At 50.3% G+C, this 15,333-nt stretch carries 18 protein-coding genes; 10 read left to right on the top strand and 8 right to left on the bottom strand.

Features of this window, described 5'->3' with window-relative positions:
• Positions 1 to 22 precede the first annotated feature (22 nt).
• From fliI to fliR, 10 genes are all read left to right on the top strand, one after another.
• A complete protein-coding gene (gene fliI, locus FM042_RS07510) occupies positions 23 to 1,399 on the top strand; it encodes a flagellar protein export ATPase FliI (protein WP_143236040.1) in 1,377 nt (458 codons plus the stop codon).
• Positions 1,396 to 1,863 (top strand): flagellar export protein FliJ, encoded by a 468-nt coding sequence (gene fliJ / locus FM042_RS07505; protein WP_143235807.1) that lies wholly within the window; start codon positions 1,396 to 1,398, stop codon positions 1,861 to 1,863. Before fliI ends, fliJ begins: the two co-directional genes overlap by 4 nt.
• Before the next feature lie 15 nt (positions 1,864 to 1,878).
• Positions 1,879 to 3,276, top strand: coding sequence for a flagellar hook-length control protein FliK (locus FM042_RS07500; protein ID WP_143235806.1), 1,398 nt, complete (start codon positions 1,879 to 1,881; stop codon positions 3,274 to 3,276).
• Positions 3,277 to 3,369: 93 nt separating this feature from the next.
• Complete coding sequence (fliL, locus tag FM042_RS07495; RefSeq protein ID WP_143235805.1) at positions 3,370 to 3,864, top strand: flagellar basal body-associated protein FliL; 495 nt, start codon at positions 3,370 to 3,372, stop codon at positions 3,862 to 3,864.
• 30 nt (positions 3,865 to 3,894) lie between these two features.
• Complete coding sequence (gene fliM / locus FM042_RS07490) at positions 3,895 to 4,983, top strand: flagellar motor switch protein FliM (RefSeq protein WP_143235804.1); 1,089 nt, start codon at positions 3,895 to 3,897, stop codon at positions 4,981 to 4,983.
• On the top strand, positions 4,976 to 5,410 hold the full coding sequence (gene fliN / locus FM042_RS07485; protein ID WP_143235803.1) for a flagellar motor switch protein FliN: 435 nt from the start codon (positions 4,976 to 4,978) through the stop codon (positions 5,408 to 5,410). The genes fliM and fliN overlap by 8 nt, the downstream gene beginning before the upstream one ends.
• Before the next feature lie 8 nt (positions 5,411 to 5,418).
• Complete coding sequence (gene fliO / locus FM042_RS07480) at positions 5,419 to 5,802, top strand: flagellar biosynthetic protein FliO (protein ID WP_143235802.1); 384 nt, start codon at positions 5,419 to 5,421, stop codon at positions 5,800 to 5,802.
• The gene (gene fliP, locus FM042_RS07475; protein ID WP_143235801.1) at positions 5,799 to 6,542 is read left to right on the top strand and encodes a flagellar type III secretion system pore protein FliP; all 744 of its coding nucleotides are present in this window, start codon (positions 5,799 to 5,801) and stop codon (positions 6,540 to 6,542) included. Before fliO ends, fliP begins: the two co-directional genes overlap by 4 nt.
• Before the next feature lie 10 nt (positions 6,543 to 6,552).
• Positions 6,553 to 6,822 (top strand): flagellar biosynthesis protein FliQ, encoded by a 270-nt coding sequence (fliQ, locus tag FM042_RS07470; protein ID WP_143235800.1) that lies wholly within the window; start codon positions 6,553 to 6,555, stop codon positions 6,820 to 6,822.
• A gap of 7 nt (positions 6,823 to 6,829) precedes the next feature.
• Complete coding sequence (gene fliR, locus FM042_RS07465) at positions 6,830 to 7,618, top strand: flagellar biosynthetic protein FliR (RefSeq protein ID WP_143235799.1); 789 nt, start codon at positions 6,830 to 6,832, stop codon at positions 7,616 to 7,618.
• 48 nt (positions 7,619 to 7,666) lie between these two features.
• Here the strand turns inward: fliR and flgL are convergent, their stop codons facing one another.
• The 8 genes from flgL to flgE all read right to left on the bottom strand — a co-directional run bounded on the left by flgL (position 7,667) and on the right by flgE (position 15,297).
• Positions 7,667 to 8,620, bottom strand: coding sequence for a flagellar hook-associated protein FlgL (flgL, locus tag FM042_RS07460; RefSeq protein ID WP_143235798.1), 954 nt, complete (start codon positions 8,618 to 8,620; stop codon positions 7,667 to 7,669).
• 20 nt (positions 8,621 to 8,640) lie between these two features.
• Complete coding sequence (gene flgK, locus FM042_RS07455) at positions 8,641 to 10,248, bottom strand: flagellar hook-associated protein FlgK (protein WP_143235797.1); 1,608 nt, start codon at positions 10,246 to 10,248, stop codon at positions 8,641 to 8,643.
• Positions 10,249 to 10,316: 68 nt separating this feature from the next.
• A complete protein-coding gene (locus FM042_RS07450; protein ID WP_143235796.1) occupies positions 10,317 to 10,700 on the bottom strand; it encodes a rod-binding protein in 384 nt (127 codons plus the stop codon).
• Positions 10,700 to 11,806: a flagellar basal body P-ring protein FlgI gene (locus tag FM042_RS07445; protein WP_143235795.1), complete on the bottom strand. Its 1,107-nt coding sequence runs from the start codon at positions 11,804 to 11,806 to the stop codon at positions 10,700 to 10,702. Before FM042_RS07445 ends, FM042_RS07450 begins: the two co-directional genes overlap by 1 nt.
• A gap of 12 nt (positions 11,807 to 11,818) precedes the next feature.
• Positions 11,819 to 12,505 carry a flagellar basal body L-ring protein FlgH gene (locus FM042_RS07440; RefSeq protein WP_143235794.1) on the bottom strand — a complete coding sequence of 229 codons (687 nt, stop codon included), beginning with the start codon at positions 12,503 to 12,505 and terminating at the stop codon, positions 11,819 to 11,821.
• A 30-nt stretch (positions 12,506 to 12,535) separates the two neighbouring features.
• Positions 12,536 to 13,318: a flagellar basal-body rod protein FlgG gene (flgG, locus tag FM042_RS07435; protein WP_143235793.1), complete on the bottom strand. Its 783-nt coding sequence runs from the start codon at positions 13,316 to 13,318 to the stop codon at positions 12,536 to 12,538.
• A gap of 18 nt (positions 13,319 to 13,336) precedes the next feature.
• On the bottom strand, positions 13,337 to 14,077 hold the full coding sequence (locus FM042_RS07430; RefSeq protein WP_143235792.1) for a flagellar basal body rod protein FlgF: 741 nt from the start codon (positions 14,075 to 14,077) through the stop codon (positions 13,337 to 13,339).
• A 35-nt stretch (positions 14,078 to 14,112) separates the two neighbouring features.
• Positions 14,113 to 15,297, bottom strand: a complete 1,185-nt coding sequence (gene flgE, locus FM042_RS07425; RefSeq protein ID WP_143235791.1) for a flagellar hook protein FlgE — start codon at positions 15,295 to 15,297, stop codon at positions 14,113 to 14,115.
• Positions 15,298 to 15,333: the final 36 nt, after the last annotated feature.

Raw genomic sequence — 15,333 nt, 5'->3', positions numbered from 1 at the left:
TTCCGCTGCAGCGACACAATCAATGCATCAAAAGCGCGCCGCCCTGTGGCAAACTACCTTGGGGAAAGTGCGCGAGCGTGTCGTTAATTTACCGCCCTATCGCACCAGCGGACGCATCGTACGTGCAACCGGCATGGTACTTGAAGTCGTAGGATTGCAGCTTCCCGTGGGCAGTGCCTGTAAAGTTGAATTGCAACAAGGTTACGAACAAGCACCAACATTTGCTGAAGCCGAAGTTGTTGGTTTTGCCGGCGACCGTTCATTTCTTATGCCACTTAATGAAATTCAAGGACTCACCCCAGGGGCACGGGTGTTTCCATTGCAAGAAACCGGCAAACAGGAAGGCCGTCGCTTCCCGGTAGGCTCTGCATTACTCGGTCGCGTTGTCGACGGTAATGGCAGACCGCTCGATAACCGCGGTCCTATTGCTGACGCTAAGTATGCGCCCCTTGCAACAACAACGATTAACCCGATGAACCGCGCCCCGATTGAAACACCTATCGATGTTGGCATTCGAGCGATTAATGCATTGCTCACTGTGGGTCAAGGCCAACGCATGGGTTTGTTTGCTGGTTCAGGTGTCGGTAAATCCATGTTATTGGGCATGATGGCACGCTTTACTAAAGCCGATGTTATTGTGGTCGGTTTGATTGGCGAACGGGGCCGCGAGGTTCAAGACTTTATCGATAATATTCTCGGCGCAGAAGGACTCAAGCGTGCGGTGGTCGTTGCTGCACCCGCAGACACCTCGCCGTTACAGCGTTTACAAGGTGCCTCCTATGCCACACGCTTAGCTGAAGATTTCCGTGATCAAGGGCTTAACGTGTTACTCATCATGGATTCATTAACCCGCTACGCCATGGCGCAACGGGAAATTGCTTTAGCTATTGGTGAGCCGCCAGCAACTAAAGGCTATCCGCCTTCAGTTTTTGCCAAACTCCCAGCATTAGTAGAGCGCGCAGGTAACAGTATTAAGGGCGGTGGCTCGATTACTGCGTTTTATACGGTACTGACGGAAGGGGATGACCAACAAGATCCTATCGCTGATTCAGCCCGGGCCATTCTCGACGGGCATATCGTGTTATCTCGCGCACTAGCCGAGGCCGGCCACTATCCGGCCATTGATATTGAAGCATCCATTAGTCGGGTGATGACTGCCGTTGTGCCTGAGGTGCAAGTTCAGCAAGCACAGCAGTTTAAGAAGTTTTTCTCGGTGTACCAACGTAACCGCGATCTGATCAGTGTAGGTGCTTACAGTCAAGGCCACGATCCGGTTCTCGACCAAGCCGTGCAGCTGTACCCACACCTGGAAGCATTTTTACAACAAGAACATACACAAAGTGCGACTCATGCCCATGCATGCGACGCATTAACCGCCGTCATTGGAGGCACTGAATGAGCCGTTCAAATGCACTCGAAACTTTAACAGATCTTGCCCGTGAAGCACGCGATAAAGCAGGTCAATTGTTAGCGTCTGAGCGTAAGAATGAGACTCAGATTCTTGCCCATCAAGACATGTTGATGAACTACCGCCAAGAGTACGCAGTGCAGTTACAGCAGCTGATGATGGATGGTATCGATCCTGTCACCTTGCATAACTACCGTCAGTTTTTGATGTCATTAGACGACTCGATTCAGAAGGCGAGCCAAGCCTTGCAACAACAAAGTAAGCGGGTTGATCTCAGCAAACAGCATTGGCAAACCGAACAACGCAAATTAACCTCATTTTCGACGCTCACCGAGCGCCGCGCTCAGCAAGAACGTAAGCTTGTTGAACGGGCAGAGCAACGCCAGAATGATGAATTCACCACCAATCAGGTCGCACGGAAAAGCTCGTTGCACTTGGTCGGTTCCGATGAATAGTAGGAGCAGTCACCGATGTTAAACTTAATCAACCTCTCCACCGCTCCAGATTTGATTGCCAAAGATGCGCCAGCAGCAGGGAAAGAGAAGGCGTTTCACGCGCTATTTGCAAATCAACAGCAATTAACTGAGGTTCCTCCACGGGCGGCCTACCCCTTTACTCCGCAACAAGTGCTAGCGCAAGGGGAGTTAGAGAGTACTCATTTACCCCAGCTCAACGAATCTCCAGACCTTGCTGCCGAGTCGCTTGCCCTTGGCGCAGCCCCGCAGGAGTCTGACGTGCTCCGTGGCCAAACCGACCCGCATGCCATTGGGCAGCCGAATTTAAAGGAACTGGCGGACGCCTTAGAGCGCATTGCCTTGTCGCAAGCTATGGCGGTAACACAAAACACAGCGCCACAAGATGCTTCTGGGCGCGCCCCGGGAATTGATCAGACAGGTATGGTACGCCAACCTGAATTGATGTCTGGCCCTAGAGCTGAACCTACGGTAGCGCCAAACAGCGCGCTCCCAGCATCTCAACAAAATCCGGTGCAACCTCTCATCGCTCCGGCCTCAGGCCCGCTAATTAATACCACCGGTCCATCCGAGGCTGCGACATTACCCGCAGCACCGAAAGCAACCATATTAGGTGCGCAACCCCAGGCCCAAGCAGCGCTTGCCTCTTTAATCAAAGATGGGATGTCGGTACAACCCGATAGTAATGCGCGGTTAACCACGGAAGCGGCTCGTGCACAAAGTTTACAACCTCAGGTGGTCGCGCAAAACGCTGCAGGTCAGCAACCCATGCCGGTATTCGCTGGTTTGCATACTCAACAAACCGAAATGACTCCGAGTGCGGCAGCCCAGTGGTTGCAAGAATTGCAGTTAGCTAACGCTCAAGGGACGACAGCAAATTCAGGGTCAGGCATGAATGCTCAGCCAAGTGTTCAGGACCAGATTAATTTACAAGGCATGTCTACCACTTCGGCTCAACCAGGTGCCGCGAGCAGCGCAAGCATTTCAGCCCCTTTGGCATCGAACGGTTGGCAACAACAGTTAGGGCAGCAAGTCCTTAATATGCATTTAAGCCAAGACCAAACCGTGAAGCTTCGATTGCACCCAGCCGAGCTCGGTCCGCTGATGATCAGCATGAAGATGGAAGAGCAAGCCGCAACCATGCAATTTAGCTCGAATAACGCGCAGGTGCGTGCAGCAGTTGAACAAGCCATTCCGCAATTGCGTGAACTTTTGGCAGAACAAGGCATTGCTCTGGGCGAAGCTGATGTACACGACGGAAAAAAAGAGCAAGAAGCGCGTGAATTTGCTGAACTTTCTAGCCAATCAGCCGATACATTGATTGAAGATTCCCCTGCGGAACCGGAAGCGATCGACATTCCGCTAAAAAACGGGCAGATTGATCTATACGCGTAAACCGTGGAGATACCCCTAATCAAAGAGGTATTTCAACGATTCAAACGCAAAACAAGTCGGCATAATAGACGTTCATGAGTAACAGGTGAGAACATGGCAAAAGCACAAGCTCAGGCAAAAGATTCAGGAAACAACAAAATTATTATGGTCTTGTTAGTATTGGTTGGCCTGATGGTGGCAATTACCGCCGCTAACACCTATTTGTTGATGGATACGCGCACCATGGCAGCCAATGCGTTGCATGGTAATGCAACGGAAGAGCAGCGCCGCGATCCGGTATTTGTGAAAGTAGACCCTTTCACCGTGAATTTACGCAGCGACCAATTTGGTCCGCGCCTTTTATACACAGGAATGACGCTTGAAGTACAAGAGGGCGATACGAAAAACATATTATTAAATAATATGCCTCAAGTACGCAGCCGCTTACTGGTACTTCTCTCAGGCCAAGATGCTGAGATGATTAGTACACCTGACGGAAAAATGGCGTTATCGGACAGTATCAAAGCACGCTTGTCTGAACCCTATGGTGGCTCTGAGCGTGAACTTGAGATATTTGACGTGCTGTTCACCGAATTTATTGTTCAGTAACACCTAACCTTTGGAATTTGAGACGCTTTTATGTCTGGTGATAAACCACTTTCACAACACGATATTGATGCCCTTTTAGGGTCGGTATCAAAGCCGAATACATCGAGTGAGGATGCGAAAGTATCCTCTCGCTCGATGCGTTCGAGCAGTGTGAAGCAAAAAGACGTCGAGGCACGTCCATTTGACCCGGGTTCCCAACACCGGGTTGTGCGTGAACGTTTGCATACGCTGGAAATCATTAACGAGCGATTTGCCCGTCAGTTCCGCATGAACTTGTTTAACCTGTTACGCCGAAACGCCGACATCTCAGTCGAGTCTGTGCGTTATCAGCGCTTTCAGGATTTTTCAGACACATTGCCCTCACCTACCAATATTAACATCATCGCGATGAAGCCATTGCGCGGCACCTCTTTGGTGGTGTTTCCAACCAACATGGTCTCCATGATTGTTGAAAATCTCTTTGGCGGTGACGGTCGCTTTATGACCCGCAATGAAACTCGGGAATTTACCGGCACTGAGCAACGAATTATTAATCGAGTGCTCAATCTCGCCATTGATGCGTACCAAGAAGCATGGCGCGCGGTGTATCCGTTGAAAATCAATTTCATTCGTTCGGAGATGCAGCCCAAGTTTGCCAGCATCACCAGTTCACCGAGTGAAATTGTCGTGACCACAACCTTCCATTTGGAAGTTGGCAATCTCGATTCTAACTTCCAGATTTGTATGCCCTACTCGATGATTGAGCCCTTACGCGATCGGCTCACCAACTTACGTGCAGACGCGTCGAGCGCCTCTGATAAAGTGTGGCGTGATCGCATTTCTAGTGAACTGCAATCATCTCATGTGGATTTAATCACCCAGTTTCTCGATATCCCAGTGCGCTTACCCCAAGTGCTTGCCCTAAAAGTGGGGGATGTGTTGCCTGTGGAATTACCCAAAACAGTAACCGCAACCGTCAGCGGATTGCCGGTACTTGAATGTGAATACGGCTCGCTCAATAAACGACGAGCCTTACGCGTAACACGCGTGCTAGAAAACCATGCGTACCCGGTGTCATCAAATACGCTAACACCTGAATTTAGCGACGATGAATCGGTTGAGGAGTCTGACCATGACTAAACAAGAAAAGCCTAAGAAAGAAGAAGCCAAGCCAACTGGCGATGAACAGGATCCGTGGGCAGATGCATTAGATGAAGAGCAATCTGCGAGTGAGCAAAACACCGCTCAATCGGCCAGCGATCAAGTATTTAAGCCGCTCGAGAGCTCCGCTCGCTCTGGTGCAGCGAATGATTTAGATATCATCATGGATATTCCAGTCAAGCTGAGCGTGGAGCTAGGGCGCACTCGTGTGACCATTAAACAACTACTTGAGTTAGCTCAAGGGTCGGTTGTGGAACTCGACGGGTTAGCCGGTGAGCCTATGGATATTATGATTAATGGTTATCTCATTGCCCAAGGCGAAGTTGTTGTACTCGACGATAAATACGGCATTCGAATTACAGAAATTGTGACACCAGCGGAACGGGTCCAAAAACTCAATCGATAGAGGCGACTATGACCACGCCCGCAGTTCAAACCAGCACTGAAGCCGTAAACAGCCTTGCCCTTTTGGGCAAGGTTTCTGTCGTTCTGATCCTCACCATTCTGGTTATTTTAGCCTGTGCTTGGATGTTTAAGCGCTTCGGTCAAGGCTACTCGGGGCAACAACAAATTCCGATGCGCGTATTAAGCGTGCTCAATGTTGGTCCGAAAGAAAAAGTCGTCGTGGTTCAAGTAGATGACCAGCGCCTCATTTTAGGGGTCGCACCGGGCAGCGTCACCGCATTATCTGAGCTTTCACCCGCTAATCCTGAAGAGATCCAACAAACGCGATCGGCGCCACCTTCGCCATTTGCTCGTTTACTTAAATCGCGTCAGGAAGGAAAGTCATCATCATGAAATTCCGTCTACTCCTGATCGCGGCATTTGCCCTCATGCTATTGCCTTTTGATCTTATCGCGCAAGAGCTGCCGGCGATGCAGAGTCAAACCCTCGACGACGGCACCCAACAGTGGTCGATACCATTACAAACGCTATTATTACTCAGCAGCATGGCGTTCCTGCCCGCCGCTGTTCTCATGATGACCTGCTTTACCCGCATCATCATCGTATTGGGACTTTTGCGTACTGCGATGGGTACTCAGTCGGCTCCTCCGAATCAGGTGCTTCTTGGCCTTTCGCTGTTTTTAACGTTCTTCATTATGTCACCGGTGTTTGGCCAGATTTATGAGGTAGCGTGGGTACCGCTTACCGAAGATGCGATCACATTTGAGGAGTTTATTACACTCGCCTCACAGCCCTTGCGTGAATTTATGCTCGCGCAAACCCGACAAGACGATTTGGCATTGTTTGTTCGTTTAGCGGATGTCGGCCCTTTAGAAGGCCCCGAAGATATTCCAATGCATGTGCTGATTCCGTCGTTTGTGACCAGCGAACTGAAAACAGCATTTCAAATCGGCTTTACCATTTTTATTCCGTTTTTGATTATCGATTTAGTGGTCGCCAGTACCCTGATGTCATTAGGGATGATGATGGTGCCACCTGCAACTATCTCATTACCATTTAAGTTAATGTTGTTCGTGTTAGTGGACGGATGGCAGCTGCTTATCGGCTCCTTAGCCCAAAGCTTCTTTATATAGGAGAGCCGAAATGTCACCAGAACAAGTCATGACCATCGCCTATCAGGGAATGCGGGTTACTTTATATCTCGCGGGCCCGCTTCTTCTTACCGCCCTATTAATAGGTTTGGTGGTGAGCTTGTTCCAGGCTGCGACACAGATCAATGAAATGACGTTGTCATTCATCCCCAAGATTCTTGGTGTAGTTGTGATGCTCGTGGTAATCGGCCCCTTCTTGTTGCAATTAATCACCGATTTTACCCGCGAGTTATTTACGAACATCCCGATGATGGTCATGTAGGTTACCCATGATTGAGGTGACCTTTCTGCAACTCCAGGCTTGGATCGCCGCGTTTTTCTGGCCCTTTGTGCGGCTTACCAGCTTTATGCTCACTGCGCCCATTCTGGGCCACTCCGCCATTCCCAATCCCCTTAAATTAGCCATGGGGGCCACTTTGGCAGTGGTGATTTCCCCCATCTTACCGCCCATGCCGGATGTACCTATCTATTCTTGGGCAGGTTTTGGCATTATTGTTGAGCAAATTCTCATTGGCGTATCTATTGGTTTGGTGATGCAAGTTACTTTCGCGGTGGTACAGGCTGCCGGTGAGTTTATCGGTTTGCAAATGGGTCTTGCCTTTGCGACCTTCTTTTCGCCTGACTCAGGCGCAAATACCATGATTCTCTCGCGCATCCTGCATGTGTTCGCCATGCTGATGTTCCTCGCCCTCAATGGTCATCTCATACTACTTGAAATTCTTGCCTTCTCGTTTCAGCAAGTGCCTATAGGCATGGTGGGATTAAATCTTGGCGCATTTGATATGTTGGCGCGCTTTGGCAGCGTGGTATTTCTTTCGGGAATATTGTTAGCTTTGCCAGTATTCGGTGCCCTGCTGATTATTAACCTAACTTTGGGCATCTTGAACCGGTCGGCCCCGCAACTTACCGTGTTTTCCATCGGCTTTCCCATGTCGCTGACCATGGGACTGTTTCTTATCATGACGTTAACCACGAACCTAGGCAGTTACCTGCAACGGTTATTTGCAAATTCGATGGACTTTATAGGGCACTATCTTGATGTATTGGCACCACTCTAACGGTATCAAATACGCATTAGAGTGGTTCCAAGGGGATGAATCGAGGTATTAACGAAGGTAGTTAAACAAGCTTAAGCCTTTAATATCAACGAACGCTTTTTGCGCCGCTTGCAAACCAACCATACGCAGGCTGTAATCTGCACTGGCCTGTACATAGTCTAAATCTACGAGTTCCGACATGGTTTGTTGGTAACTTAAATTGCGATTTCCAGCCACCAAATCCAACGTATCTAGCTCATTGAGACGAGCGCCTAGCGACGCCCGCTTGGTGAGCAGATTATCTTGTGAATTATCTAACTCACGCATCACATCGGCGAAAATCACTTTCTTCTCATTCTCGGGAATAGCGCCCGCGGTATCCGATAGCGCAGCAATCGCTTTCTCAAAAGTACGGAACACATTGCTATTCAGTTCCGGTTCAGACGTCGGCTTTGCGTTACTCAGTGACGTTAAAAACACATCAAAACCGGTGTGCCCCACTTTCATAAAGCGATCACCGTCGACCCGCTCCTCGCGCACATCTTGGCTACCGGCAAATACAACGGTACCGTCTCCTGCGCGCTCAAAGGGCGCACGACCATCTGCATAACCGCCAAAGGTGTAACGCCCACTACCATCGGTACTGTTGCCTAAACCGATCATAGCTTCGTAAAGCCCTTCAATTTCACTGGATATCGAAAGCCGGTCGATCTCACTCATGGTGTCGCTCGACGCTTGAATCATCAGGGTTTTCGCACGAATTACAATTTCATTGGCGCTATTAACAATACTTTCCTGTTGGCCGAGGCTATTTCGCACACTGACACGTGCCGTTTTATATTGCTCGTTTGCCGCAATTGACTGACCGACATCAATGGCCCGGGCCGCGGCTTGCGGATCATCGGATGGATTCACCACGCGCTTTCCCGACGCCAATTGCTGACCAATCTTCATAAACTCTGCCTGTTGGCGGTTCATAGAATTCACGTTTTGGTCAAAGATAGTGACTGTACTAATACGCATACGTCATGACTCCGAATCGATTATCGGCGCAACGAAAGAATCGTTTCAAGAATGGTCATTCCTGCTTCGATCACTTTCGCATTGGCTTGATAGAACTGTTGATACTTAATCAGGTTTGCGGCTTCTTCATCGAGGTTTACCCCCGACTCCGATTGCTGCATCGCTTTTAACTGATCAGTTAATCCTTGCTGGGCCGCTAGATTCGCGTTCACTACCGCTGCCCGATTACCTGAATCACTGATCATGGCGCCGTAAGCTTGGCTAAAGCTTGCATTGTTTCCAACCAAGCGCATACTTTGCATACCTTGCAGCGCTAACGCATTGCGGTTATCGCCATCGTCAGCACTCTGCGCCGCAGCAATCTTTCCGATGTCGTTGATCATCACCTGAAAGTCTTGCGCACCGCGCTGCACTGGATTCACTCGAAATCTATCGCCTGCTTCTGGCGTGCCTGTAATTGTCACTTCCATTCCGCCAAAACTCAGCGTGTTTTCGGCAGCGTCAAAGGTCACATCTACCCGTTCACCGTTGTCACGACGCACAGCGAAATACTCGGTACCGTTGAAGGACACATCGTATCCTGTGGCAAGCAACTGCCTCGCATCGGTCACTTCAACGGTCATGATGCCATCACCGGTGTTTCGTGTATTTGAATAACTCAACGGGCTACCAACAGAGAAGAAATTCTCACCCGGTTCCCCGGCCAAATCTATTCCTTGTCGGTGTTGTTCGTTGAAGGTTTGCGCCATAGTGAGGGCAATTTGCCCCAACTGTGCTTGTGCCTTATCGAGGCTTTCTTTACGGAAACTCAGCAAACCACCGATAGAGCCACTGCGGAATGTACTCTCGCCAAATTCAATCAAATTCCCTGAGGAGTCTCGGTAACCCACCACGATTCGTTCGGGATCTGCCGCTGAGGCCACCGCCTCTAATTGAAAGGTCCGATCGCCGGCAACCAAGGGTTGACCATTACCAATAGACACATTGTAAGCGCCACCGTCTTGCACATTAACTTTCACCTCAACACTTTTACTGAGTTCACCAACGAGATAATCGCGTTGGTTCAGCAAAGCATTGGGCAATGTACCTGTGGCCGCTTTCGACATGGCAATTTCTTTATTCAGCGCAGCGATTTGACTCGCCAAATTATTCACATGGGCGACATCGTTAATAAGCTGCCCATTTACCGAACGCTGCATATCGTGCAAGTAGCCGTCAAACGACTGGAACTGCGCTGCCATGCTCGAGGCATTACCAAGCACACCCTCACGTGCTGCCGGTTCTGCTGGCGCACCGGCAAGATCACCCAAGGAACCGAAGAATTTCTGAATCAGTGGAGCTAAGCCCGCTTCTGGATCTGCAAGCAGGTTATCAATCTGGCTGATTTGATTTTTGTATGTGGTCAACGACGAGAGCGAACCGCTCGCCGTGTTTAAGCGCTCGGAAATAAATGAATTAAACTGGCGTTGTACATCCGTGACTTTCACACCGCCCGTGCTCGATTCATTTAATATGATCAGCTCGCGGTTATAGCCTGGGGTGTACACATTGGAGATATTGTTACTGGTCGCATTCAGCGCTGATTGCGCTGCATTGAGCCCGCTCACTCCGATATTAAAAATAGTCATTCGCGGCACCTTTTTGTTGTCATATTACTTATCGGCACGGAGCCCAGTAGCTTGAGACAAAATTCTGGTTATTTCTCTGTTTCTTGGTCTGATTCTTGGCCTGAGGCTTGAGTCATGGTCGACGGTGCGGCGGTGGCAGTAATCGGTGTCTGTTGCAGCTGCTGGACCATTTGATCAGCCAAGCCAATTCCCCGTGTAGCCATATGCCGTGACAACTGTTCATCGTACATCGACATCATGGTTCGCTGTTGGTGACTATCAAACAATTCCGAGTCACCAACCGCTTCTCGCATACTTTTCAGCATCATATTAATAAACAACGCTTCAAATTCTTCTGCTGCCTGACGCAGGCCCTCGTTACCATCGCGACGGTTTTCTAGCTTGATTTGGTTCAAGCCTTGTACGTCCATCGCGAGCCGCGCTTGGCTAAAATTACTGATCCCGTCGGCCATTAGATAATCTCCAAGTCGGCACGCAATGACCCCGACGCTTTCAGCGCTTCGAGGATTGCCATCAGATCCATGGGTGTTGCCCCAAGCGCATTCAATGCATTCACGACTTCCATCAAGTCGACGCCTTCAACCACAGTTAAAACGCCGTCGTCTTGGCGAATTTCAACGTCGGCTTCCGTGATCACCACGGTTTGACCGGGACTAAAAGCGCCCGGCTGACTGACTCCGCGGCGGGTATCGATAGAGACCGATAGATTGCCATGGGCCACGGCGGCCTGATGCAAACGTACGTTTCCACTCAACACCACGGATCCGGTACGGGAATTCAAAATAACTCGCGCTCGGCCCATATCAGGAGTGACCCGTAAGTTCTCGATCCGAGCCATAAAACGGACACGCTCATTATCGTCTTGCGGACCAAATAAGCGGATCACCCGCCCATCCACAGCGCTGGCAACAAAGTTGCCGAATTCTTGGTTGATGCGCGTTACAACGCGCTCTACCGTACTAAAGTCGGCAGAACGCAAATGCAGTTCGAGTTCGCCGTTGCCTTGCGCATTCATGTCTAAGGGCACTTCACGCTCCACAATCGCCCCGCGCGAAATACGGCCCGCACTCTGGTGATTAATCACTTCGCGACTACCCGCCGCCTCTGCAGAAGCGCCAGCAATCAACAAATTACCCTGGGCAAGCGCATAGATTTCGCCATCAGCACCACGCAGGGGTGTCATCAAGAGGGTTCCGCCGCGTAAGCTACGCGCGTTTCCTACCGATGATACGGTGACATCCAAACGCTGGCCTTGGCGGGAAAACGGAGGTAAATCTGCGGTCACCATCACTGCGGCCACGTTGCGTAATTGCATATTTGTGCCTGGCGGTACGGTCACGCCTAGTTGCGACAACATGTTGGTTAATGACTGACCAGTAAACGGCGCTTGAGTGGTTTGATCACCGGTGCCATCGAGTCCGACAACAAGACCATAGCCGACGAGTACGTTATCTCGAACCCCGGCGAAATCCGCGAGATCTTTCAGCCGCTCGGCAGACGCCGGCGCACTGATGAGAACGCTGAGTAAGAGTATCCATGGCAAGCTAAAACGTTTCATCTGAATACCCTCTTAGAACGGATTAAAGCGATTAAAGTAACGCTGGAACCAGCCCATACGTTGACCATCATGAATGTAGCCATCGCCTATGTACTCGATGCGTGCATCGGCCACTTGCGTAGACAACACGGTGTTCTGGCCAGTAATAGTGCGTGGATTCACCACGCCTGAAAAACGAATGTATTCCGCACCTTGGTTAATCGCGATCTGTTTCTCACCGCGAACCCGAAGATTGCCATTCGGCAACACTTGCATCACCGAAACCGTGATAGTGCCTTGGAATGTATTGTTTGCTCGCGCTGAACCTTGGCCCAGAAAATTACTATCGGAGCCTACGTTGAATCCATATTCGGCAAGTGCTTCCAGAACATCAGGCAGATCCGCAAGATTAATGCCCATATTGCTTGAGCGACTTGTACTCGCCTCTGAACTCTTGGTGGCGCTCACTTGCTCTTGCAACACAATCGTTAAAATGTCGCCAGACATACGTGGTCGGCGATCTTCAAACAAAGGCGCATAGCCTCGTTGCGCCTGAAAAATGGAACCATTTGCTGTCACTGGAGGCATATCAGGAACCATCACTTCCTCAGGTTCCGACACCACAACTGTCGGCGGTGTACCTGAACATGCGGCAAGCCACAATGCTGCGGCAATCATCGCAAAGCTGCGCATCCATACTGAAGTTGAGTGTGTGCTCATAATCGTTGCCTCAAAAGCTCAATAGTTCGTTTACAGTTGCGTTAGGCGCGACAGCATCTCATCGCTCGTACGCAGTGCTCGGCTGTTAATCTCATAGGCACGCTGGGTTTGAATCATATTCACCATTTCTTCCACGACGTTCACGTTGGACGTTTCCACGTACCCTTGGAATAGCTTGCCGGTGCCGTTATCGCCTGGGGTGTATTCGTTGCGCGGACCTGATGACGCAGTTTCCCGGTACAGGTTGCCGCCGACACTCTCCAGTCCCGTTGGGTTAATAAATGTCGCTAAGGTAATTTGACCAACCTGTGTTGGCTGCGGGTTACCCGGTTGTGTCACGGTAACGATGCCATCTTCACCGATAGTCACACTCATGGCATTGGCCGGCACAAAAATACCCGGCTCAAGGGGATAGCCAGAGGCTGTGACCATTTGCCCATTTTGATCTACCTGGAAACTACCATCACGGGTAAATGCCACTTCACCATCTGGCATGAGTACCTGAAAGAAGCCGTTCCCGTTGATCGCTAGGTCACGCGAGTTTTCCGTCGCGACTAAACTCCCTTGGGTATGCAAACGCTCGGTTGCTACCGGGCGAACACCGGTACCGACCTGCATGCCTGAAGGCAAGCGATCTTGAGCGTTGTTCAAAGCTCCAGGCTGACGCATATTTTGATACAACAAATCTTCAAAAACCGCACGTGAACGCTTAAACCCGGTGGTATTCACGTTCGCGAGGTTATTGGTAATCACGTCCATCTGAAACTGCTGCGCTTCAAGGCCTGTTTTTCCGGTCCAGAGTGATTTAATCATAATAAAGAGTCTCCGAAGTTAGCCCTGCACTGAAAGCAGGCTATTTGCGCGTTGTGCATTTTCGTCGGCAGTTGAAATGACTTTCATCTGCATATCGTATTTGCGCTGGTTATTAATCATTGCGACCATGGCTTCAATGGCGCTCACGTTACTTCCTTCCAGCGCTCCTGTAGCAAGCCGCGCATCTTCATTCTGTTCCAAGGGCCCATTCATACCGCGGAACAAGCCATCTAAGCCGCGTTCCAGCACCGCCGCATCGCCACTGACCATTTTGATACGATCAATTTCCGACACTTCTGTTGGGCGTGCGCCTTCCGCTTTCATGGTAATGGTGCCGTCTTCACCGATGGTCACTTCCGCACCGAGTGGAATCACAATGGGGCCACCCGCACCGAGTACAGGGCGTCCATTACTGCTTAACACACCATTTTGGTCCACATTCAGATCACCGCGACGGGTGTATGCTTCGGTACCGTCGTCTGCTTGCACCGCCATCCAGGCATCACCGCGTAAGGCAACGTCCAAGGGGCGTCCGGTGGTATTTACTGGGCCTGCTTGTTGATCGAACAGAGGAGTCGAACCCACCACCGCAGTTCGGGTGTCATGCACCCCGGGGCCACCAATAGGTACCGCGCGCACTGCGCTGAGCTGAGCACGAAACCCACTCGTCGATACGTTCGCCAAGTTGTGATTAATCACCGCCTGGTCATCGAGTGTTTGCTTGGCGCCGCCCATTGCGGTGTAAAGTATTGGATCCATTACTGACTCCTCGTTCGTTCAGATGCTATCTGTACTTAGCGCAGGTTTACTGTCGCTTGCAGTACTTCGTCTTGGGTTTTGATACTTTGCGCGTTTGCTTGGTAATTACGTTGCGCAATGATCAAAGCCACCAGCTCTTGGGTAAGATCCACGTTCGATTGCTCAACGACCCCTGAGGCGATACTGCCAAACTGGCCTTGACCGGCTAAACCTAAGATAGGCGCACCGGAGTCAGCAGTTTCAGACCAACCGTTGTCACCAATCGCCCGTAAACCTTCCATATTACGGAATGAAGCAAGCGCGATCGTACCCAAATTTTGGCTTTGCTCATTGGTATAGGTACCGATGATATTGCCTTCATCGTCAATCGCTACACGTACTAAAGTGCCCGAGGTGTATCCATCTTGCTGCAGGTTGTTCAATTCAAACTCGTTGGCAAACTGAGTCGTGCCTTGCACGTCGAAGGCTACGCTCATATCGTTAGCGCCACCGCCCGGAGCGAATGTAAATCCGTCAAGACCATTGGTACCTTGCAAGAGACCGTTACTATCAAAGGTAATTTCGCCCACTTCTGGTGCAAGATCGCCATTTCGAGATAAGCGCACTTCCCATTGGTTATCACCCACTTTTGAGAAGTACATCAATGCGCTGTATTGACGCCCTAAAGAATCGTAAACACTCACGGTATTCGCATAGTGATAGGAATCTGGATCATTGCGATCGAATGGCACTGCACCACGGTCGATATTTCCTGAGCGCGCATCTAAGTTAAAACTTGCGGCGATCTCATTGGTCGGTTGGGCTTGCAAACCACCTGATGGGATGCGAAGTTCCTGCGGCTGTGAGCCAATAGCTGCACCCGCCGGATACCCAGTTAAGCGGGCACCTTGGGCATTTACCATGTAACCATCGTTAGTCATGGTGAGCTGACCATTGCGTGAGTACATGACTTCGTCGCCAGCCATAAACCGGAAGAAACCATTGCCAGTAATGGCGAGGTCCATGGTCCGATTGGTGGTTTCCAAGTTACCTTCGTTAAAGTTCTGAACGATGTCAGAGACCCGCGTACCTAAACCGCCTTGCGAGTTTGCGTATACGTCAGAAAACTGAACGCCAGAACTCTTAAAGCCTACTGTCTGGGCGTTAGCAATGTTATTACCCACGACATTGAGGTTAGTTGCTGCTGCTCGCAGACCACTTAGTGCTTGTGAAAAACTCATATTGAAGCTCCTTTTAAGCTTACTAAAATCTGGTTC

The sequence above is a fragment of the Aliidiomarina halalkaliphila genome, from assembly GCF_007096385.1.
Lineage (GTDB): Bacteria > Pseudomonadota > Gammaproteobacteria > Enterobacterales > Alteromonadaceae > Aliidiomarina > Aliidiomarina halalkaliphila.
Note: the sequence above shows the minus strand (reverse complement) of the source record. Positions and strands in the feature narration are given on the sequence as shown.